Below are 20,187 nucleotides of genomic sequence, written 5' to 3' on the forward strand. Positions count from 1 at the left end.
TCATGAGGTACACCCCCCTTTCATCCCCCCTTGGTAAGGGGGGACAGAGGGGGGTAATTTTTGTACCTCACCAGGTTGAAATTTGCTGTAGTAATAATCAACGAAAGTTATATGAATACCATGACTATTCTCATTTTTATCAGAAAAATGGGTTTAAAACCCCGCACTTTAGGTCGGTGAGTGTCAAAAAGCCTTGTTGCGGGAAGCATCCCAATGAGTGCAAGTTGCCCTCAGAATAGAATTCTGGGGCTATACAAACGCTTGTCCGCAAGGCAAGGACTTTATATTCAGTCCACGTAGGTGGATGCCTAAGCCAGGAAGTCACCCTCCTGGCTTAGGCATCCAGTTAGTACTGTCGTTGATTGCCTACCTACTAGAGCATTGGGTTTACTTATCATTTGACGATCCCGATCTTCCCGACTGGGGAGAAGCGGCTCAAGCTGCACTTGAATTTATCTTTCCACAAATACTTGTGTCTCTACTTTTACTTGATATCAAACGTTTAGCTCCCCTTGCACGTAGTCATGGTTTTGACATCCATCTTTCCAGGTGCAATAGGAATGAAGCTAATAACAGTCAAAATTACCATTCCTACCAAAAATTGACCGATGGGAGTGCGAACTCGAAGCAAACTGTTCTTCCCAAGAAGTAAACCCAATACTGCGTAGGTTTTGCATAAAAACACGCAATTACGTAGGTTGGGGAGCCAGCCCTGAAGGAGGGTTTCCCTCCGTAGGGGACTGGCGTTTGAGGAACGAAACCCAACATTTATCGGCATTTGTTGGGTTTCGCTTGTGCTCAACCCAACCTACAATTCTCTCAGCCCTTGCAGTATTGGGGCTTCTCCGACGAGCGGAGGTTTTTAGGTGAATTTTGTGCCTATAATGTGCCTAATACTGTAAAATCCTGGTCAGCTTTTTATTAAGGTAGCAATATTGAATTTTTCAATGGAGATTAAACATGGTAGTAATGTCAGCCCCCCCAGAAACTAGAACTGTACTTGAAAATATTAGCTGGCGGACATTTAAGGCTATGCTAGCTGAAATGAGCAACCAACGCAATACTAAGCTCGCTTACGACAATGGGGTGTTAGAAATCATGTCGCCAATGATGCCACACGAGAATTCCAACCGCTTAATTGATGGGTTCATTCTCGTGCTGTGCGAAGAATTCGGCAAAGAAGTTAAAAGTGCTGGATCTTTGACGTTAACGCGAGATGACCTAGAACGAGGTGGTGAGCCGGATAGTAGCTACTACATTCAGAATGAATCTTTGGTTCGGGACAAAGAGAATATAGACTTGGCGACAGATCCACCGCCAGATTTAGTACTAGAAGTTGAGTATTCTAGACCTCAAGTAGACAAGCTAAGGCTTTATGCTTCGATGGGGATTCCAGAATTCTGGCGATTTAATGGAAAAGTGCTAAAAATATACGTACTCACATCTGGGAAATACTCAGAAGTACAAACGAGTCCAACTTTCGCCCCTGTATCAGTAAAAGAAATCCCTCGGTTCATCCAGGAAAGTCGGAAAAATGGGCAGATAGCAACAACTCGTGCTTTTCGCAATTGGGTTAGGCAGCAAATTGAACACTATTGAATTTTCAAAAGGGAGGATAGAGGACCAACCACAATATTGTTAAATTTTACATTGCGAAATTTTGATTTACCCCCACATCATTTTTGGGCAAGTTTGTAAATCAATAAAGTTAACAAAGCAATGAAAGTTTACAACGTGTCCCAAAATAGAGCATTGACCTATCTCGGCAGATACCTTTTTGGAAACAGGCAAACTCTCACCCGTTAAAGGGGAAATGATGGTGCGATTCGTTGCCGCGTCTCGGTCTGGACGAAAGCCGAGTAAACGTAGTATATCTACTCATACCCAGCTTTTCCTAGATTTAAATTAACGGTGACCGCACACTGGAGGTATGTGGAGTCCTCACTGGAGTATCAGAGGTGTATCCCTCAGTAAAGTAGTAATTATAGCGTTTATTGTTGGAGCTTACTGCATTCACCACATATCCCAGAACCTTCTGACCGGATTTTTCCAAAAGCTCTTGAGCAAAGATGGCACTAGCAGAATCAACTATCCCCGGTCGAACAACAAACAAGACACCATCAGCCATGTGACCTAAAGTAGCCGCATCAGCCGCAACAGTTAATGCCGGAGCATCAATAATGACAAAATCATAGGTAGCAGCAAAACTTTCAATCAACCCAGCCATTCGTTTAGAGTCAAGGAGAGCTCCTGGAGAAGGAGGTACAACTCCAGATGTGAGAACATCTAAATTATTCCAAACTTTTTTGATAGCTGTTCTGGTTTCAGCTTGTCCCACAATTGTATTGCTTAAACCTTCACTATTACACAGTTCCCAAATTTGATGTTGAACTGGGCGGTGTAAATCTGCATCTATCAGTAAGACTTTGCTCTCCATCTGAGCCATTGCAGTCGCTAAATTGGCAGCTATTGTTGATTTCCCCTCTCTAGGCACAGAACTTGTAACAACTATCACTCTTACTTCTTTGTCAGCGCTGATAAACCTCAAATTAGCCCTGAGCATTCGATAAGCTTCACTAAGGGCAGAACGTGGAGTATCTCTAACCACAAGTTGATAGAGAGAGAATTCAGAGTTGCGATCGCTGCAAATGGATTTTTTGGGCTTATCAACGGAGGGAATAATCCCTAATAAAGTCACTCCCAATAATTCTTTAACTTCATCAACAGTCTTAATTGATTTATCTTGTGCTTCCAAAATATATATACTCGCCAAAGCCGCTAAATTAGCAATTAAGCCTGCACTTAGGTACAAAAGCATAGGAGAAGAAGTTGGCTCTTCTGGAACTTGGGCAGCAGATATAATGCGGGCGTTACCTATGTTCTGATTCTCGGCAATGCGAATTTCTTGGAACTTTTGTAATAATAGTGAATAGGTAGATTGGGCGGCTTCTAGTTGACGTTCTAACTCCCGTTGTTGTTGTTCTAATCTTGGCAATACCTCTAACCTCTTTCTATAGTCATATTGTAACCTGGTTAGAGCTGAGATTTGATTAGTTAAACCCAAACGAGTGGAATCTAATTCAACGAGTCTAGCAGTAAGTGTTTGTTGCAGTTCTCCAAGTTGCAGGTTGTTACTCAATTTTAATTGTGAAGTACCTGCAACATTTTGAACACGCCTTTTTAGTATTTCTCTAAACGCTGCTAGATTACTTTTTAAATTAATGATTGTGGGATGAGTATCAAGCAAAGTAGCTCTTTTAGTAGCAAGTTCAGTTTCTAGCCGTTGAATTTCTTTGAGAATATCTTGTACACCAGGAGACTGAGTGAGGGAAGTCTCAGCAACTGCCTGTTGGGAGTTCATCTTCAATTGGTTGCGGAGCGCTTGAGATTGAGCAGTGAGATCGGCAATTCTAGATTGAGAGTCACCAATTTGCTTTTGTAAATCAGCCATCCTTGCCACTGCACTAGTCGCTTCCTCTGGCAAGACAACAATCTGGTTTTTTTCTTTAAACTTGCGTAATTCAGCTTCTGCTTGCCGCACAACTAATTCGGCTTTTGGTAAATGTTTCTCGATAAATTTGCGAGCAGATCCTACTTCCATTCTATGAAAAAAGATGTTTTGGTCTAAATAGACTTGCATCAGGGTATTAACAACATCTGCACATATTTTAGGATTAGTATCTTTATAAGAAATTTGTAGAACATCGCTTCCCTTAACTTCTTTAATCACCAAACGTTTAACAAAATCCTTCGGTTTTAGGGGTTGCTCTTCATTGTCTTTGAGGTTGAGTAGGTTAATAGTCTTTTGTACAACAGGAACAGAACTTATAATTTCTGCTTCTGTATTTAGAAGATGACTTCTATCACCTGCCAATGGTTCTAACTTACCTATTTCAGTTCCTACCCCCGTTAGGGAAGAGATCGTGTTGTTTTGTAACGACAGTTTTCCTTCTGCTTCATAAGAGGGCTTTCTCAGCGAGAATGCCAGCAATGATATTAAGAAAACAAAAACAAAAAATCCCAAAGCAGGCAATCCATGACGCTTAAGCAATTGCCAATATTTATCAAGATTTACAACAGTTACTTGTGTGTCCATAATCAATTTTAAATGTAAATTTTGTCATCATTGATGGAAAGATACAATTGATGTTTTTATTTGTTATTTGTCATTTGTTCGTCAGCGATCTACCAATAAGCAATGACTAACGATCGACGATCGAAAAAGTGCGGTTTTTACTCTTGCTGTCATAAACTGTAGAAATGGCATCGCTCGCTCGTTCTAAGTCTTGGATTGTGAGATTAGAACCAGAAGGCAAGCAAAGACCACGTGTGAATAAATCTTCAGCAACTGCACCCCCAATAGATTCATAACCTGCAAATACTGGCTGCAAGTGTAGCGGTTTCCATACAGGACGAGTTTCAATTTGCTGTTCGGTAAGCGCTACACGGATTTGCTCTCGATCTGTACCAAATAATTCAGGATTAATTGTTAAACAAGTCAACCACCGGGTAGCATATCCAAAACTAGCTTCTGGCATAAACTCTAATCCTGGTAAGTTTTTTAAAGTCTGCTGATAGATCTCAAAATTGCGTCGTCTAGCTGCAACTCGCTCACTCAAAACTCTCAACTGACCGCGACCAATACCAGCTAAAATATTGCTAAGGCGATAGTTATAGCCAATTTCAGAGTGTTGGTAATGAGGAGCAGGATCGCGTGCTTGTGCTGCTAAAAAACGGGCTTTGTTCACCAGTTTTTCATCGTTAGAAACTAACATCCCGCCACCAGAGGTAGTGATGATTTTATTCCCGTTAAAAGAGTAAATACCAATACGCCCGAATGTACCAACCATTCGCCCTTTATAAGTAGCGCCTAAAGCTTCAGCTGCATCTTCAATTAAAGGAATCTCATACTCATTACAAATTTTTAAAATTGCTTCGATATCCGCACTTTGACCGTACAAATGCACCAGTACAACAGCTTTAGGTAATTTGCCTTTTCGTGCGCGGTCAGTTAGGGATTCACAAAGCAAGTCTGGATTCATGTTCCATGAAACGCGATCGCTATCAATAAAAACTGGTTTTGCTCCTAAATAAACAATCGGGTTAGCAGTTGCACTAAATGTTAAAGTAGAACAAAAAACATCATCCCCATACTTAACGCCAACTAATTGCAAAGCTAAGTGAATAGCTGCTGTACCAGAATTGAGAGCTGCTGCGTGATTGGCACCAGTCACTTGACAAAATTCTTGCTCGAAAGCGTCTATATGAGGACCAACAGGGGCGATCCAGTTAGTGTCAAAAGCTTCTTTGACAAATTCTAGTTCGCGATCGCTCATGTGAGGTGTTGAGAGGAGAATCGGTTTATTCATGATTATGTTTGACCTCTCTGAACTAAACCAAGATTAGTACTTCTACTGTTAGCAAATTATCCATTGATTTTCTTTGATTTCAACAAAAGTCTTTCAATTCATATAAAGACCTTATTTTGAAGTGAGCATCATGATTTTCTTCTGCAATTATATTTCCATATTCACCATCTTTACGGCAAATACGCAACGTGAGCCAGCCTAGGTTTTTTGCAGCTACAAAATCTTTGTAAGGATGATCTCCAATATACATATACTCAACTCCTTCACATCCTGTAAATTCCATCATTTTTTTGTAAGGCACTGGGCTGGGCTTCCAATTCTTATAACCATAGACATCACAGTAAACAATTTCATTGAAACTCGATTCAATTCTCAATGCTTTCACTTTATTCTGTTGAGTTTTTAGAAAACCATTGGTAATGAGACCAAGCTGTTTCTCAACTTTGAAGTAATCAATCGCCCACTGTGCATCTTGATATAGACAAATTGTAGGTTTGTGTCCCCGATAAACTTGAACAAGCTCTTGAATCAGAGAAGGTTCATACTTAATCTCTAGAGCATCAAGAGTTAAATCAAAAATCTTATCTCGTCTACCCTCTTCAAACAATTTCCAAGCAACATCAAAGAAATTAAAAATCGCATATTTAGATTGTACCCAATCATTGACAGCTTGAAACCCACTCAAGACAAATTCATGTTCGGGAAAAAGAGTATCATCCAAGTCAAACACTAACACTTTAGTATTATTCATAACCCGAATCTTTATACTGAAAGTGAACGATAGACAGGAAAAAATTCTGTTTTCAGGAGTTGGTTTACCTGTAGATTCAACAGTTTTGCTCGTAAATTGACGAGATACATATATGTCTTCTCATCCGTAATTAAGCGAATGAGAGGAAAGTTATATCGTTGTCGAGAGAATCCAGCCTTGAAATGATGAAGACTGTCTTTTGCTCCTCCAACTCCACCGCCAAGATGAAAAATTTCATTACCTCGTTCTTTTGCCCAGTATCGAACATGGTCAAACATAAGAGTACTAGGAGAGAATTTCAAAAACTCGCTTCTTGTTCCTCCAAGGTGATACTGGACAATCCCACAGCATTCAGTAAACAAACCTGCACAAACCACTTGACTATCGAGTTCAACAGTACACAGATGAAGATGCTGTTTTAATGCTTCTACAAAATCTAAAAAATATTCACGACTAAAATAGTAAGCTGGCGATGCTCCAACACGAGCCATTGTTTCTACATAGATATCTATAAAGTCAAGGAGATATTGATTTAAAGGAGCAATCTTTGCTACAAAACCATAGCGTTTAGATTTGTTAATTTTAGTACGGTGCTCTGGTCTAGTTTGATGCCAAATTTCAGATTCAGTCAATTTCAGATCGATTGCAATGGTTTCAGAGTGAATTTTGTAAGCTGGTAAACGATAAATTTCATCAAAGCGATTGTTTAATATTGGGTGCAATCGTAAGAATGCTGAACAAATCCTCCTATCCTTAAATTTTTGTGTTACCTGAAGCATTGCATAATGGATAAACTCGAAATTTTCGACCCCTGCTTCATTCAATAAAATTCCAGGATAGCCATAGGGCGACAAAACATCAAAAATTTCTGAAGCCTTTAAATCTTCAGGAAAGGCATCATCACATTGACGTAACAAATAAGGGAAAAAGAAAATTTTTTCATCATCTTGAATGAGCATTGCCTCTGCAACAGCCTTCATTCGTTTAGCTTCTAAAGCTAGATATTCGGGTAAATGATAAAAATCGTGGCGTAAATTCTGAAGAATCTTTGACCACAAGGGATCGAATACATCAAGAACTTGTATATTCATACTTTTGTTAATAGTTAGTGGTTAGCGGTTCCAAATTTACTGCTGATGAATTGTTTTGTCTAACTAACTTATTAAAACTGGCTCAAAATTTGACCTCGGCACTGGTATTCTCCTTGCTGAGCAGCATTCTTAACCTCTATAGGAAAATACATTTCCTCCCAAAACCGCAAGCAAATGCCCTCTTTGACCTCGGGCGGGCATATCTCTTCTCCTAAAATAAAGTGACGAATTGTGAGTTCGGGTTCGTTTAATCCAAAATGAGCTCGCACACAAGTTGCACTACTAAATCTTGGATTAATCTCAAAAACCTTAAACCCAGTCGAAGTAAGCCGCATTTGAACATTGACTGCACCAATTAAACCCATAGCTTTAGCAGCCTGTATTGCAATGTCACACGCATCAGTATTCCTATCACTTTCCATGCGATAGCTAAGTCCACCAGAAAGACTACGCTTGAGTGCTAAAGCTCCACCCGGTTTTCCATCACTTTGGATAAATACTCCGACCGTGTATTCTCGATCGTCTGGTAACAAGTGTTCCTGTACAACAAGATCGGATATGTAATGGCTAAAAAAAGCAAGCTCTGCTTCTGTATGAACGAGCACCAAACCCTTTCCACCTGAACTTCGTCTTGGTTTAACGATATAAGGGTAATTGTGATTAGAACAAAAATCTTTTAACTGAGCTCGACTTGTAGGAAGCACAGTATCAGGTACGGGTACACCAAAGACCTTCAGAACCTCAATTGTTAACCATTTATCTAGAGCTTTTAAAGTTGTATTCGGGATGAGGGGTAAAGTCGTGTGTGTACGTTCTTCAAATTCAGCCTTGCGTTCAGCCAGCATGGCTAATTCCCCTTCCCATCCAGAAAATAGAATATCTGCTCCTTCTATTTTGCTGATTTTTACTAAAGCTTCAAAGTAAGCATCTGGATTCTGGCGAGCAGAGGGCATTAAGTGTGCTCGATCGACACGAAATAATCCTTGAGCAAGTGGCTCAGAATCAACTCCAATAATCCTTATTGGCAAATTACAAACTCGCAAAGATTTAATAATGCTAACACCAACAGGTGCTCCTACTCCTGTCACAACTACAGTAATTGGCTTCATCCCAAAATAACTCCTTATCAATCAAAATTTATACTCGTACCATTAGGTGAGGATCATTGCTTTGCTTCCTTAATCGCTGCAATTTGCTGCTTTGACGCTTCAGGACATTCTGATGATCCTATATTTTCTTGCTTAAGAACTTTCAAGAATGTCATCACTAAAATTTTCAAATCTAGCCAAAGGGAATGATGATCGACGTACCAGATATCTAAAGTACATTTATCTAACCAAGAAAGCTGGTTACGACCATTCACCTGAGCCCAACCCGTAATGCCCGGTTTAACTGCATGGCGACGAGCTTGTTGTGGCGTGTAGTAATCTAAATATTCTACAAGGAGTGGGCGGGGACCTACAAAGCTCATATCGCCTTTAAGGACATTTAAAAGTTGAGGAAGTTCATCTAAGCTGGTGCGTCGGAGAAATTTACCCAAAGGCATTAATCGTTGTTCATCAGGTAATAAGTTGCCATCACAATCTCTCTCATTGGTCATTGTGCGAAATTTATAGAAGGTAAAAATACGACCATCTTTACCTGGACGGGGTTGGCAAAAGAAAATAGGACGCCCCATATTTTTATAGATGGCGGTCGCAGCAATCAGCATCACAGGAAAGAAAATTATTAAGACTATTACTGCTGCCACTCTATCTAATGTAGATTTAATCACCGTGTTATATTTTTTGGATTGAACACCCCGGAAATGTTGAGCCATAACAATTTTTCCTCTTTTTCTAATTATTCCTTAACGATTTGAGATTTAAACTCTTTAGCAATAGCTCCTCCCTTAATCACTAGATTATTATTTGTCAATGGAAAATCTCTGCGGACATAAACTGCATAAGTTATATCATTTCTTTTTATATTGCTATCTAATTTGAAAAAACAATCTTTAAAAACCAATGATTGATTTCTTTGAATTCCTTGACTGGGATGTTGCCACCAAACATCAGCAGCGCTAAAAAATTGATATGGTTGTTTAGTTTCTTTTCTAGTTACATAAAATTCGCAATCTTCAAATGTTACATCATGAGGAAACAAAATTCTGTTGATATAACTATCAGATGCTCCTACTTTAAACTTAGAATTTGTAAATTTCATCTTTGACTTTAAACTATAAATTACAAAGGGTGCATCATGAGAAATGATATTATTACCTATCACTCTTGAACCATCTGCAACTCCAATATCAAATCTTCCATTGAGTAAATTAAGGTTTTCAAGTTTAACATCTACTTTCAACGTATTTCCATAACCTCGTCCATCAACTTCTATATCAATTCCAGAAACATCAAATTTTCCTCTTGTAGTAAAATTACTAATTTCAACAAATGAATTCCCACCTGTTAGAACAAAACCTCCACGAAATATATCTGTTGCTTCACATTTATTAACTTTTAGAGATACGTTAGTGTAAACAGAGAGACCATCAGCAACTCCGTTTTTAAAAAAACAGTTTTCAATAAAAGCTCGTAGTTTGCCAGGATACTTTGGGTCAGCCGTTAAAAAAACTAATGCGGCTTGCTCTAACTCATAGTTTTTGTAATTTCCTTGATTTTTACTATTTCCATCAAAAATAAATCCTTTAATAATTAATGGTTTTGAATCTGTTTGACCTGCATATTCAGCTATAAAAGTTCTTGTCCATTTTCCCTGATGCTTGGGTCGCTTAATAGTTGCTCCATATCCCTCATATGCAATATTCTCTTTAAGTTTTACAGAAGTAACAATATATACGCCAGGAGGAAACACAATAGTGCCTCCTCCTCGGGCATATACTGTATCTATCGCTGTTTGTATCGCCTTAGTATCATTAGTAATTCCATTACCTTTAGCACCAAAATTTTTAACAGAAAACCTGTCGCTTCTGTCAACTTTGATGCTCATGCTGACTGGCTTGGTATCAAATTGTAAATCTTGTTGAGATGCAACTTTCTGTTCGTTAGCGATACTACATTGAATTGCTCCCATAGCTAGCAAACACAATGCAATCAAAAGTTTTATTTTTAGAAGATTGGTTTTATCCATTTTTTTTACTCAGGATCGTCATTTGTCATTGGTCATTGGTCATTGGTCATTTATCATTGGTCATTTATCATTGGTCATTTATCATTGGTCATTGGTCATTTGTAAGGGTTTTAGCGTATTTACATATCTTTATATAGTTCGGTTTTTTCCCACCTACTTACCTACCAGATTAAACTCAAGTTTTGTAATACGTATGACATCTCGCACCTTCTCAATAAATGGGCGTGGGCAGTGTCCACTTGGCCCTGTCAAGGTGATGTTTGAAAAACAAGTATTCCCTTGATTCCCTTCGCGTCTATGCCTCCTTCGTCGGCATAGAGCACGAAGATAAAATACCAAGAATTGGGTAGAATCTACCTAATTTTTAAGCCATCTTGACAGGGCTAGCAGTGTCCACTCTAGGTTATTTTTGAGATAAATCTCTTCACTTTTTAAAGGGAGTACATTTAACTTTCCCTGTTTCCTATTAAACATTTAAGACAGGTTCAGAAGCAAATAGCCCTTTAGCTTCTAAAATTTGTAAATACTCTTGATTTAAAGCATTCCAAATGGCTTCTTGACGGAAATCCTGTAAAACACGCCTGCGCCCTGAAACCCCATGTTGATAGCGTAATTCTGAATCAAGCAGATATTTGCGGATTGCTGTTGCCAATGCCCAAGTATCACGGGGTGGCACTAAGGTCCCTGTGACTTCGTTTTGAACTGCATCTATACAACCGGGAATAGACGTTGCTACTACTGGTAGTGTCATTGCTGCTGCTTCTAAAGCAACATTTGGGAATCCTTCGCGGTAAGTCGGCAAGGTTAATATATCCATAGCTGCATAAAGTGGTGGTGTATCATCAATCATTCCAGTCATGTGGATACGTGGGTCGTTGGTGAGTACTTCTTGTATATGTGCAGCTACTGGATCTTGAGGTTCAAAACAGCCAACAATCAGTAGATGGGCGTTGGAAAATTCTTGCTGTAAAATCTGCCATGCTTTTGCCAATTCTTCTATACCTTTATCCCGGACAATCCGACCTACAAATCCAACAACAATAGCATCGTTTGGGATGCCGTACTTTTCACGCGTTTGTTGACGGGTGCAGGGTTCTAAATTGGCAGGGTTAAATTTATTAGATGCATCGACACCATTGCTACTACCTCCTAAAAGGACTTTAATTTTCTCTGGCGGACACAGACCTTCCTTAATAGCAACTTCACGAAGTGAGTGACTGACACAAAAGACTTGGTGGGCAAATAGGCAAGAAAGCTTTTCACTCCATGTTAATAGTAAGCGTTTGTAACCTGTTGCAGTCATCATAGGTAACCCACGGATATGATAAATACGAACAGGAATTCCTGCTAATCTTGCACTAATCATACCTAGAAGTCCTCCTTTAGGAGTGTGAGCATGAACAATTTGGGGACGAATAGCCTGCAAATATTCCCAAATTTGCAATATAGCAGAAATGTCTTGTAACGGCGTAATACGTCGTTGCATATGTACTCCGTAAACAGGAATTTGTTGGCGCTCGCCAAATTGAATTAACAATTTTCCAGGAGAAGATAAGGCATGAACTTCATATCCTTGAGCTTTTATGTAACCAATCTGCCCTTTAAAAAAGTTGAATGTTTCTGGAACAGTTGTAATATGTAATAGTTTGATTTTTGATTGCATTGCTGTTTGCCTTTCCTAGGTACGTAGATTTTTTTAGCATCGGTAATAAGACAGATACCATTTAACAAAATGCTCTATTCCTACCTCAATTGGGGTACTGGGTTTAAAACCTATATCTTGAACTAAATCATCGACATCTGCATAAGTGACTGGCACATCACCAAGTTGTAATGGCAGCAATTTTTTTTCTGCTTTTTTACCCAAACAATTTTCCAGGGCTTCGATAAAAGCCATTAACTCAACTGGATGATTGTTACCAATATTATAAATTTTGTAGGGAGCATAACTTGTACTGGGATCTGGTGCATTGCCTGTCCACAAGGGATTTGGTTCGGGAATTCGATCTACAACTCGAACGACACTCTCTATAATGTCATTAATATAGGTAAAATCCCGCTTCATCTTGCCATAGTTAAAAACATCAATGGCTCGATCTTCTAAAATTGCTTTTGTAAATATAAATAGTGCCATATCTGGGCGGCCCCAAGGACCATAAACTGTAAAAAAACGCAGCCCAGTTGTTGGCAAGCTATACAAACTGCTGTACGTATGTGCTATAAGTTCATTTGCTTTCTTAGTAGCAGCGTATAGACTAATTGGATGGTCTACATTGTCACGAGCAGAAAATGGAATTTTAGTATTTGCACCATAAACAGAGCTTGAAGAAGCAAAAACTAAATGTTGAACATTAGTATGATGGCAACCCTCCAAAATATTAATGAAACCAACAATGTTACTATCCGCATAAATATGGGGATTTGTTAAAGAATAGCGCACTCCAGCTTGTGCCGCTAAATTTACGACTTTATCAAAGTTGTGTTTAGCAAACAGCTTGGTTATACCTTCACGGTCTGCTATATCCATCTGATAAAACTCAAAGTTTGATTTTTCTTGGAGTTGGACTAACCTGTCTTTTTTGAGATTAACATTGTAGTAATCGTTGAGATTATCGAGTCCAATAACTTCATCTCCTCTCTCTAGTAAGCGTTGACTGAGGTGAAAACCTATAAATCCAGCAGCACCTGTAACTAGTATTTTTGTCATAAATTTGCCTCTTATAAACTCCAGTAGTTTAAGTAAGACGGTACAGTAGTGTAATCGAAAACAGATTTTACATCCATCAAAACTCCACCAGGGCGAATACGAGAAAACAACTCTTCAGGAGGTATATCTAGGTAAGCTTTATGGCTAACAGCAAGTACCATTGCGTCTAAGTTGTTGATTTCGTCCCAATCTGTGATGTCAAGATTGTATTCATGCTGTGCTTGCGCTTTATCCGCTAAGGGATCGTGTACAAGAGGTTTTATACCGAATTGTTGTAACTCTGTAATAATATCTGGTACACGACTATTACGCAGGTCTCGTACATTTTCTTTAAATGTCAGTCCCAAAATTCCTATTTTTGCGGTTTTTATATTGATACTGGCTTGCACCAAGAGTTTTACTAGGCGTTCTCCCAAGTATTTACCCATGCTATCGTTGATTCGTCGCCCAGCTAAAATCACTTGAGGGTAATATCCTACCTGTTGTGCTTTTGCAGTCAAATAGTATGGATCGACTCCGATGCAGTGACCACCTACAAGACCAGGTGTGAAAGCTAAAAAATTCCATTTGGTACCAGCAGCTGCTAAAACATCACAGGTGCGGATACTTAAGCGATCGCAAATAAGTGCAAGCTCATTCATTAATGCAACATTAAGATCGCGCTGAGTATTTTCAAGAACTTTAGCTGTTTCAGCAACTTTAATCGAAGGAGCTCGATAAACACCAGCCTCAACAATTGCTGAGTAAACATGAGCAACTTTTTCTAAAGTTTCTGAATCTTCTCCAGAAACAACTTTAACGATTTTTTCTAGGGTATGAGTTTTATCGCCGGGATTAATTCGTTCTGGTGAATAACCTAACTTAAAATCCACTCCTTGTCGCAAATCGGATACCCGTGATAGTACTGATCCACAGATCTCTTCCGTAACTCCTGGATAGACTGTTGATTCATAGACCACTATATCTCCTGGTTTCAAAACTTTACCTACAGTCTCAGAAGCTTTCGTTATGGCGGTTAAATCTGGAAAACAGTTATTATCTATTGGAGTTGGGACAGCAATAATAAAAAAGTTGCTATCTACTAAATCAAAAATTTCTGAAGTTATTTTCAAAGTAGTATTGTTTAATTCTTCAACAGATACCTCACCCGTGGTATCAATTCCTTGCTTTAATGCCGCAACTTTTTTGCTATCAATGTCGAAACCAACTGTATTGGGAAATTTTTTGGCAATTGCTAATGCAACAGGTAACCCAACGTAACCTAAACCGACAACTGTAATATTCATCATTGTATTTTCTCAATCCTTTTTTTAATTAACTTTTTTTATACCGACTTACTGAACCAAGCTTGAAACATCAATATTGTCCACAAATGGTGTTGCCAGTTGCGGCTACCTGCTGTATGCTCCGCCCACTTCTGACGAATTGGAGAGGGATAGAAAAATCCTTGCTGGCGTAAACGACTCTCATCTAATAAATCTTCTGCCCAATCGCGTAATGGACCGCGCAACCATATATCTATGGGCATAGAAAAGCCCATTTTGGGACGCTCAATCAATTCTTGAGGAACGTATTTATACAAAATTTGACGTAATAACCACTTTCCCTGACCGTTACGAATTTTCATTAATAGCGGTAAGCGCCAAGCAAATTCTACAACACGGCGATCTAACAGTGGTATGCGACTTTCTAGACTTACACCCATGCACGCGCGATCGACTTTAACCAAGATATCATCTGGTAAATAAGTTATTGTATCTAAGAACATCATGCGTTGAGTGTAGTCTAATAACTCTGCCCAAGACTGGCGATTACTCAAAGTCGTCACAGGTTCTGAACTATTGATAACCACCGCCAGAGGATCTTGCCATTGAGAAACTAAACCAGTAAACATTGCGTCTGGATTGGGAACTGCCAAAACTCTGGCTAGTTTGTGTATGTATTCGCCAGCATTGGAGTATTTGAGCTTGTTTGGTAAAAGGAAACTGAAGTTTGTAAAAACATCATTCCAGTTATTAGGTGATAAACTTGTCAAACCATTTGCAGCAATCCGGCGCAGGGTTTTGGGCATCCAGCCTATTGTCTGCCAAATGCTACGACCCCAAAAATAGCGGTTGTATCCTCCAAAGATTTCATCTCCACCATCCCCAGAAAGACTAACAGTGACATACTGTCTGCTTAATTGAGCAACTAAAAAGGTAGGAATTTGAGAGGAGTCAGAAAAAGGCTCATCGTATAGAGTTGGTAGTCGAGGAATAACATCAAGAGCATCTTGTGGAGTCAGGTAAAGTTCTGTGTGGTTTGTACCTAAATGCTTTGCTACTACTTTAGCATATTCTGCTTCATTGTATGTCTTTTCATAAAAACCGATAGTGAAGGTTTTAACTGGTTGATTGCTTTGAGCTTGCATCAAGGCTACAACTGTAGAAGAATCAATTCCGCCTGAAAGGAAAGCACCTAAAGGAACATCAGCAATCATCTGAGATCTAACAGCTTCCAGCAAAAGGCTTTCCATTTGTTCGATGGCTTCTTGTTCTGAGCCTGTAAAGGGTTCAGCAACACCTAACTCTGCTACTTCTTTAAGAGACCAATACGGTACTGGTTTGGGATGAGCCTCTAAACCATCCCATGTGAGGGTACATCCAGGAGGTAACTTATAAATATTTTGGTAAATGGAATAGGGTGTAGGAACGTAGCTATAGCGCAGAAATAATGCCAAAGCATCACGATTGATTTCGGGATGAAAATCAGGATATGCTTGAAGGGCTTTTAGCTCGGAAGCAAAGAGAAAAGTATTATTAATCCAACCATAGTATAGTGGTTTTTCACCCACGCGATCGCGACCCAAGTGCAACAGTTGCTCTTTACAATCCCATAAGGCAAATGCAAACATACCAATGAAGCGCCTAATTGCCCCATCTACTCCCCACTGGCTAAAGCTTGCCAACATAATTTCGGTATCAGAATGACCTCGAAAACAGTGACCTAATTTTTCTAGAGTATACCTTAATTCTATAAAGTTATAAATTTCGCCATTAAACACAATGACATAGCGACCATCCGCAGACACCATAGGCTGGTGTCCTTCCGAAGATATGTCAATAATAGCAAGTCGTCGATGTCCAAGAGCTAAACCTTTTGTAGCATTTACCCACGTACCACTGCTATCTGGTCCTCGATGATAGAGAGCATGGGACATATTTTGCACTGTAGCTTCCATCTCTTCTTTGGACATTTGTTGGGTAGTATTAAAAATACCTACAATTCCACACATATGATAATCCTCTCACTTTTTTTGTAATTTTTTCACGAGCCAAAATTGCCTAGTTACTTTTCTTATAAATGAGGATTGAAACTTGTCATCAAAATAGGATGAAAAGTCTTTGATGATTTTTGACTCAAAGTCATTATGACTTGTAAATAAAACCAGAAAACTGGATGTCGCAACACATAGTGAAATGTACTAAATCCAGCTAACGAAATCACAGCGACGAACAAGAATATGTATTTTTGCTGCCATGCATTCCAAGCTATCCAAGTTAATAAGCTTATGTAAGCTATAAGCCCAATGATTCCAGTACTTGCTCCCCAATCTATAAAAGTATTGTGAGCTTCAAAGTTTAAAAATGGACCGACTTCACCTGAATGAGCACCAGGTCCAAGACCAAATAATGGAGAGTGTAGTATTGCAGCTATTCCATGTTTCCATAGTATTACGCGCTCACTTGCTTGAGGATCTTTATCGTACAAATTAGCTGAAGATGAAGCATTTACTAGGTAAATAATGTTTATAATTATAAGAGATGTTGTTACAAAAAAGATTCCGGAAATCTTTTGATAAATATTTTTTTTGAAAGTTTTTAGATTTCTATTAAATAAATAAATAAATAATTTAAGTATTGCTAAATAAATTAAAGTCCCAAAGCCTGCTATCCATGCTACTAAAAGAGCATCAGAACCTGTTGCTATTCCCAAAACAAAACAAATAGTAATTAATAATAAATACCATATTCTTAAAATATTATTTTCTTGACTTAATAAATGTAAAATTAAAAAAGGAACTAGGCTTAATAATAAAGCTAATTGATTTGGATTTTCCGCCCAGCCAGTAAATCTAACACCACCATACCAAAGGGTTATAGGTAGTTTTAAAGGAAATAAAAAGACTATAAATAAAAAAGATAGCGAAAAGGAAAGGAAATAAAGAATTATTTTCTCTGTTTCGGCATAAAAATGTTTTGATAATGAAAGACCAATAGATATAAGAAGCATCAAGAAAAATGCTAAAAAATCGCGCTCTACCCCTGATGCTTTTAATCCCGTAAATTCAGCTATTAACAAACCTAAGCTTAAAGAAGTAAATGCAAACAACCAAAACCAAAAGTTTATTCTCACAATACTTGTCATAAAGTGATACTTAGAAATTAATATTCTCCTTAATAAAAATATTAGCCACATCAATATCATAACTTCACCAACTCCAATTGGCAAACCTGTTAGCCTTGCTTGAGTGGCATTTGTCAATGCGATCGCAATTCCAATCCAGATACTCTCTAGTGTTTTCATTTTCCTGAAATTCTACAATTTAATATCAAATTTCTAAAAATCCAAAATAACTGATAATGAGATCTTCGGTAGTTGTTATGCTCAACCATTAATTAATCAGGGAACAGGGAACAGGAGAAACGCCTAAAAACTCCGTAAACCTTATATAGTAAAGATTTTAAGGCACGATTCATCACGCTTCAATAAGAACTCAAATCTTTGTAAGCGCAAGCATTATAAAAAAATGTGCTTCCAATCAATGCTAAAATCATGTTCTCTTCCCTTCTTCCCAACTCCTGTGCCTACACTGTTAAGAGTTCCCCGTTCCCTGTTCTCTCTTCAGTACTTGTTAGGTTAGTATAACAAGTACTGAAAGAACCTAATAATGTTCCTGAATAGTTAACTTTAATTGTAATAACTTACCTAATGAAGCGTGTAAATTTCGTGCTGTACAAATTAAGACTCGCCTGTAATATTTTGCTAAAGCCCATAAAGAAATAATTCGCCATTCTAAATATGTAATCCTTCTAGATTGAAATAAAATTTGATGAATTTTTTGTTCGGCTGCTTTTCCATTTAAAAGATCTTGTGTCTGTCCTCCCTGACCAAAGAAAGCCTTAAAGTAATAAGTTATAGGAAAACTAAGAACGCAAGCTCGACCTCCTGCTAGTATAATATCCAACCATAATAAATAATCTTGAGAGTATTTAAAAGAAGGATTCAAACGCTGCTCAATATCCCGCTTTATCATCACAGAAGAACCACTAAAACGATTAGAAAATAAAATTTCATTTCTACCTATATTATTAATTTTGATACTAGATGGTATTGGAGCATAGTTTAATTGAGCTTTTGATTGATGAACAATAGCACGATGTCCAGATAAGACAATTTCACGGTTGTTAACCATCCAAGAATATTGAATGGCAATCTTTTCTGGATGCCATGCATCATCAGCATCAAGGAAAGCAATGTAGTCATGGGATGCCAAATCCCAACCTGTATTACGAGCAACAGCAACACCAGAGTTCTCTTTTAATCCAACAATCTTAATCCATTCCTTACCAAAATCATGTTGTAGCTGCTGTAAAGTTTGTAGAGTATCATCGCCACTACCATCATCAACAAGAATGACTTCAGCAGGAAGAAGAGTTTGTTTAGCCACAGAATCCACCGCTCTATAAATGGTCTTGCAACATTGGTAACATGGAATAATTACGCTCACAGAAGCAGTCATAAATTCCTCTTAAATAAATACTAAATTTTTCAAAATTAACAGAGTTTACTTTTTCCAATCTCCTTATAAAAATGTAGTTAACCGATGACTATGCATGAAAAAATCATGGGTTAAGGGGATGGAATACGTGCGGATAAAAAGTAAAGAAAACCGCTATTCACAGTTATTTACATAAATCTTGAGACAAAACATTTTGGAGTTCATAAAACGTCTTATTTTTAGAAAATTCAGTCCGATAAATTTGTTCTAACCGCTTCACTGAAGCTTCAATATTGAAAGGGCTAACTTCTACAATTTTTAAAGCTTCATTTTGTTGGATTTTAGGTATTTGATTCTGCCAAGATAAAACTGCATCTACCCAGTTTGAAATTGGTTGTGATAGAGATAGTCTCTTCAAAAGAGGCTTGACCACATCTGCCTCTTCTGGAATCACATTGGAAAAGATACAAGGTAGTCCTGCGGCTTGGGCTTCGATTAATACCAAGCCCAATCCTTCACAGAGGGAGGGAAAGAGAAATACATCCATAGCACCTCGCATCAATCTGGGGACATCAGATCGGCTCCCAGCAAATATCACTCGGTTAGCAATACCCAAAGCGATCGCTTGCTGTTTAATTTTGGGTTGAAGAACACCTTCACCTAGTAACAACAGGTATGCCTGAGGTACAAGTCTTACAACGTCTGCAAAAATTTTTAGTAGAAACTCATGGTTCTTTTGTATATCAAAGCGCCCGACATGACCGACAACAAAGGCATCTGCTGGTAAGTTGAGTTCAGAACGAACCTGCATTGGATCGACAGGTTTCTCGAAAGGAATCAGATTAATGCCATAGTAAAGATGCTGCCATCGGGGATCGGTTTTCCAGTTAACACCAAATAAATCTGCACCTGCAATTTTGCTGCATGCTATACCAATGGTAGCACAACGGGCAATCAAAAATTTCATTACCGATCGATATAAATATCGAGACCAGTATCTGTTAGCTTCCAGTGCTGAGCTATCTAAATGGCTGTGGGCAATACGTATAGGTACACCTGCCTGCTTTGCTAAATACAGAACGTAGCCGTTGAAGTGATGAACATGACTGTGGATAATATCATAAGGACCATATTCACGCAAAATCCGCTGAAAATTGAGAGCATACAACCAAGGTTGTGATGGTGCAAGGCAGGGAATAATTTGACCGCCCAGAGAGAGAATTTCTTCATCGTAAGCACAAGCTTCGCTGCTGTGTGTCAGGAAATCCATTTGAAATTGCTGGCGGTCAATATGGCATAGAATGTGCATCAACCAGGTTTCGACACCAGCCCGATTCATTCCACCAACAACATGAAGAATACGTATTGTCATGACT

Annotated in this window: 16 protein-coding genes; 2 read left to right on the plus strand and 14 right to left on the minus strand. The window is 38.5% G+C overall.

Annotated elements, in window-relative coordinates; genetic code table 11:
• Positions 1–304: 304 nt before the first annotated feature.
• Together F7734_RS08290 and F7734_RS08295 are read left to right on the plus strand one after the other, a co-directional pair.
• A complete protein-coding gene (locus F7734_RS08290) occupies positions 305–652 on the plus strand; it encodes a hypothetical protein (RefSeq protein ID WP_155744223.1) in 348 nt (115 codons plus the stop codon).
• 308 nt (positions 653–960) lie between these two features.
• Positions 961–1,599, plus strand: coding sequence for a Uma2 family endonuclease (locus tag F7734_RS08295; protein ID WP_155744224.1), 639 nt, complete (start codon positions 961–963; stop codon positions 1,597–1,599).
• A 301-nt stretch (positions 1,600–1,900) separates the two neighbouring features.
• Here F7734_RS08295 and F7734_RS08300 read toward each other — a convergent pair whose 3' ends face one another.
• From F7734_RS08300 to F7734_RS08365, 14 genes are all read right to left on the minus strand, one after another.
• Entirely contained in the window at positions 1,901–4,096 is a 2,196-nt protein-coding gene (locus F7734_RS08300; protein WP_155744225.1) for a polysaccharide biosynthesis tyrosine autokinase, read from the minus strand.
• Between the two features lie 106 nt (positions 4,097–4,202).
• Complete coding sequence (locus F7734_RS08305) at positions 4,203–5,369, minus strand: DegT/DnrJ/EryC1/StrS family aminotransferase (protein ID WP_155744226.1); 1,167 nt, start codon at positions 5,367–5,369, stop codon at positions 4,203–4,205.
• Between the two features lie 79 nt (positions 5,370–5,448).
• Complete coding sequence (locus tag F7734_RS08310; protein ID WP_155744227.1) at positions 5,449–6,120, minus strand: HAD family hydrolase; 672 nt, start codon at positions 6,118–6,120, stop codon at positions 5,449–5,451.
• A gap of 11 nt (positions 6,121–6,131) precedes the next feature.
• Positions 6,132–7,211, minus strand: coding sequence for a GNAT family N-acetyltransferase (locus tag F7734_RS08315; protein WP_155744228.1), 1,080 nt, complete (start codon positions 7,209–7,211; stop codon positions 6,132–6,134).
• Between the two features lie 71 nt (positions 7,212–7,282).
• On the minus strand, positions 7,283–8,320 hold the full coding sequence (locus F7734_RS08320; protein WP_155744229.1) for an ATP-grasp domain-containing protein: 1,038 nt from the start codon (positions 8,318–8,320) through the stop codon (positions 7,283–7,285).
• A gap of 53 nt (positions 8,321–8,373) precedes the next feature.
• Entirely contained in the window at positions 8,374–9,030 is a 657-nt protein-coding gene (locus F7734_RS08325) for a sugar transferase (protein ID WP_155744230.1), read from the minus strand.
• A 23-nt stretch (positions 9,031–9,053) separates the two neighbouring features.
• Positions 9,054–10,343: a glycosyl hydrolase family 28-related protein gene (locus F7734_RS08330; protein WP_207714049.1), complete on the minus strand. Its 1,290-nt coding sequence runs from the start codon at positions 10,341–10,343 to the stop codon at positions 9,054–9,056.
• Between the two features lie 466 nt (positions 10,344–10,809).
• Entirely contained in the window at positions 10,810–12,006 is a 1,197-nt protein-coding gene (locus F7734_RS08335; RefSeq protein WP_155744231.1) for a glycosyltransferase family 4 protein, read from the minus strand.
• Positions 12,007–12,039: 33 nt separating this feature from the next.
• Positions 12,040–13,050 carry an NAD-dependent epimerase gene (locus F7734_RS08340; protein WP_155744232.1) on the minus strand — a complete coding sequence of 337 codons (1,011 nt, stop codon included), beginning with the start codon at positions 13,048–13,050 and terminating at the stop codon, positions 12,040–12,042.
• Between the two features lie 11 nt (positions 13,051–13,061).
• Positions 13,062–14,339: a nucleotide sugar dehydrogenase gene (locus tag F7734_RS08345; protein WP_207714050.1), complete on the minus strand. Its 1,278-nt coding sequence runs from the start codon at positions 14,337–14,339 to the stop codon at positions 13,062–13,064.
• 35 nt (positions 14,340–14,374) lie between these two features.
• On the minus strand, positions 14,375–16,324 hold the full coding sequence (gene asnB / locus F7734_RS08350) for an asparagine synthase (glutamine-hydrolyzing) (RefSeq protein WP_155744233.1): 1,950 nt from the start codon (positions 16,322–16,324) through the stop codon (positions 14,375–14,377).
• A gap of 62 nt (positions 16,325–16,386) precedes the next feature.
• The gene (locus tag F7734_RS08355) at positions 16,387–17,616 is read right to left on the minus strand and encodes an O-antigen ligase family protein (RefSeq protein ID WP_155744234.1); all 1,230 of its coding nucleotides are present in this window, start codon (positions 17,614–17,616) and stop codon (positions 16,387–16,389) included.
• A 358-nt stretch (positions 17,617–17,974) separates the two neighbouring features.
• The gene (locus F7734_RS08360) at positions 17,975–18,832 is read right to left on the minus strand and encodes a glycosyltransferase family 2 protein (RefSeq protein WP_155744235.1); all 858 of its coding nucleotides are present in this window, start codon (positions 18,830–18,832) and stop codon (positions 17,975–17,977) included.
• 163 nt (positions 18,833–18,995) lie between these two features.
• Positions 18,996–20,183, minus strand: a complete 1,188-nt coding sequence (locus tag F7734_RS08365) for a glycosyltransferase family 1 protein (RefSeq protein ID WP_155744236.1) — start codon at positions 20,181–20,183, stop codon at positions 18,996–18,998.
• Between the last annotated feature and the right edge of the window lie 4 nt (positions 20,184–20,187).

Source organism: Scytonema sp. UIC 10036 (assembly GCF_009725235.1).

What these genes read in the sequence shown, in the direction of transcription:
- F7734_RS08325 (WP_155744230.1), bottom strand. Translation starts at nt 9,030, where the DNA reads ATGGCTCAACATTTCCGGGGTGTTCAATCCAAAAAATATAACACGGTG.
- F7734_RS08365 (WP_155744236.1), bottom strand. Translation starts at nt 20,183, where the DNA reads ATGACAATACGTATTCTTCATGTTGTTGGTGGAATGAATCGGGCTGGT.
- F7734_RS08340 (WP_155744232.1), bottom strand. Translation starts at nt 13,050, where the DNA reads ATGACAAAAATACTAGTTACAGGTGCTGCTGGATTTATAGGTTTTCAC.
- F7734_RS08320 (WP_155744229.1), bottom strand. Translation starts at nt 8,320, where the DNA reads ATGAAGCCAATTACTGTAGTTGTGACAGGAGTAGGAGCACCTGTTGGT.
- F7734_RS08290 (WP_155744223.1), top strand. Translation starts at nt 305, where the DNA reads ATGCCTAAGCCAGGAAGTCACCCTCCTGGCTTAGGCATCCAGTTAGTA.
- F7734_RS08310 (WP_155744227.1), bottom strand. Translation starts at nt 6,120, where the DNA reads ATGAATAATACTAAAGTGTTAGTGTTTGACTTGGATGATACTCTTTTT.
- asnB (WP_155744233.1), bottom strand. Translation starts at nt 16,324, where the DNA reads ATGTGTGGAATTGTAGGTATTTTTAATACTACCCAACAAATGTCCAAA.
- F7734_RS08330 (WP_207714049.1), bottom strand. Translation starts at nt 10,343, where the DNA reads ATGGATAAAACCAATCTTCTAAAAATAAAACTTTTGATTGCATTGTGT.
- F7734_RS08355 (WP_155744234.1), bottom strand. Translation starts at nt 17,616, where the DNA reads ATGAAAACACTAGAGAGTATCTGGATTGGAATTGCGATCGCATTGACA.
- F7734_RS08295 (WP_155744224.1), top strand. Translation starts at nt 961, where the DNA reads ATGGTAGTAATGTCAGCCCCCCCAGAAACTAGAACTGTACTTGAAAAT.
- F7734_RS08300 (WP_155744225.1), bottom strand. Translation starts at nt 4,096, where the DNA reads ATGGACACACAAGTAACTGTTGTAAATCTTGATAAATATTGGCAATTG.
- F7734_RS08345 (WP_207714050.1), bottom strand. Translation starts at nt 14,339, where the DNA reads ATGATGAATATTACAGTTGTCGGTTTAGGTTACGTTGGGTTACCTGTT.
- F7734_RS08335 (WP_155744231.1), bottom strand. Translation starts at nt 12,006, where the DNA reads ATGCAATCAAAAATCAAACTATTACATATTACAACTGTTCCAGAAACA.
- F7734_RS08305 (WP_155744226.1), bottom strand. Translation starts at nt 5,369, where the DNA reads ATGAATAAACCGATTCTCCTCTCAACACCTCACATGAGCGATCGCGAA.
- F7734_RS08360 (WP_155744235.1), bottom strand. Translation starts at nt 18,832, where the DNA reads ATGACTGCTTCTGTGAGCGTAATTATTCCATGTTACCAATGTTGCAAG.
- F7734_RS08315 (WP_155744228.1), bottom strand. Translation starts at nt 7,211, where the DNA reads ATGAATATACAAGTTCTTGATGTATTCGATCCCTTGTGGTCAAAGATT.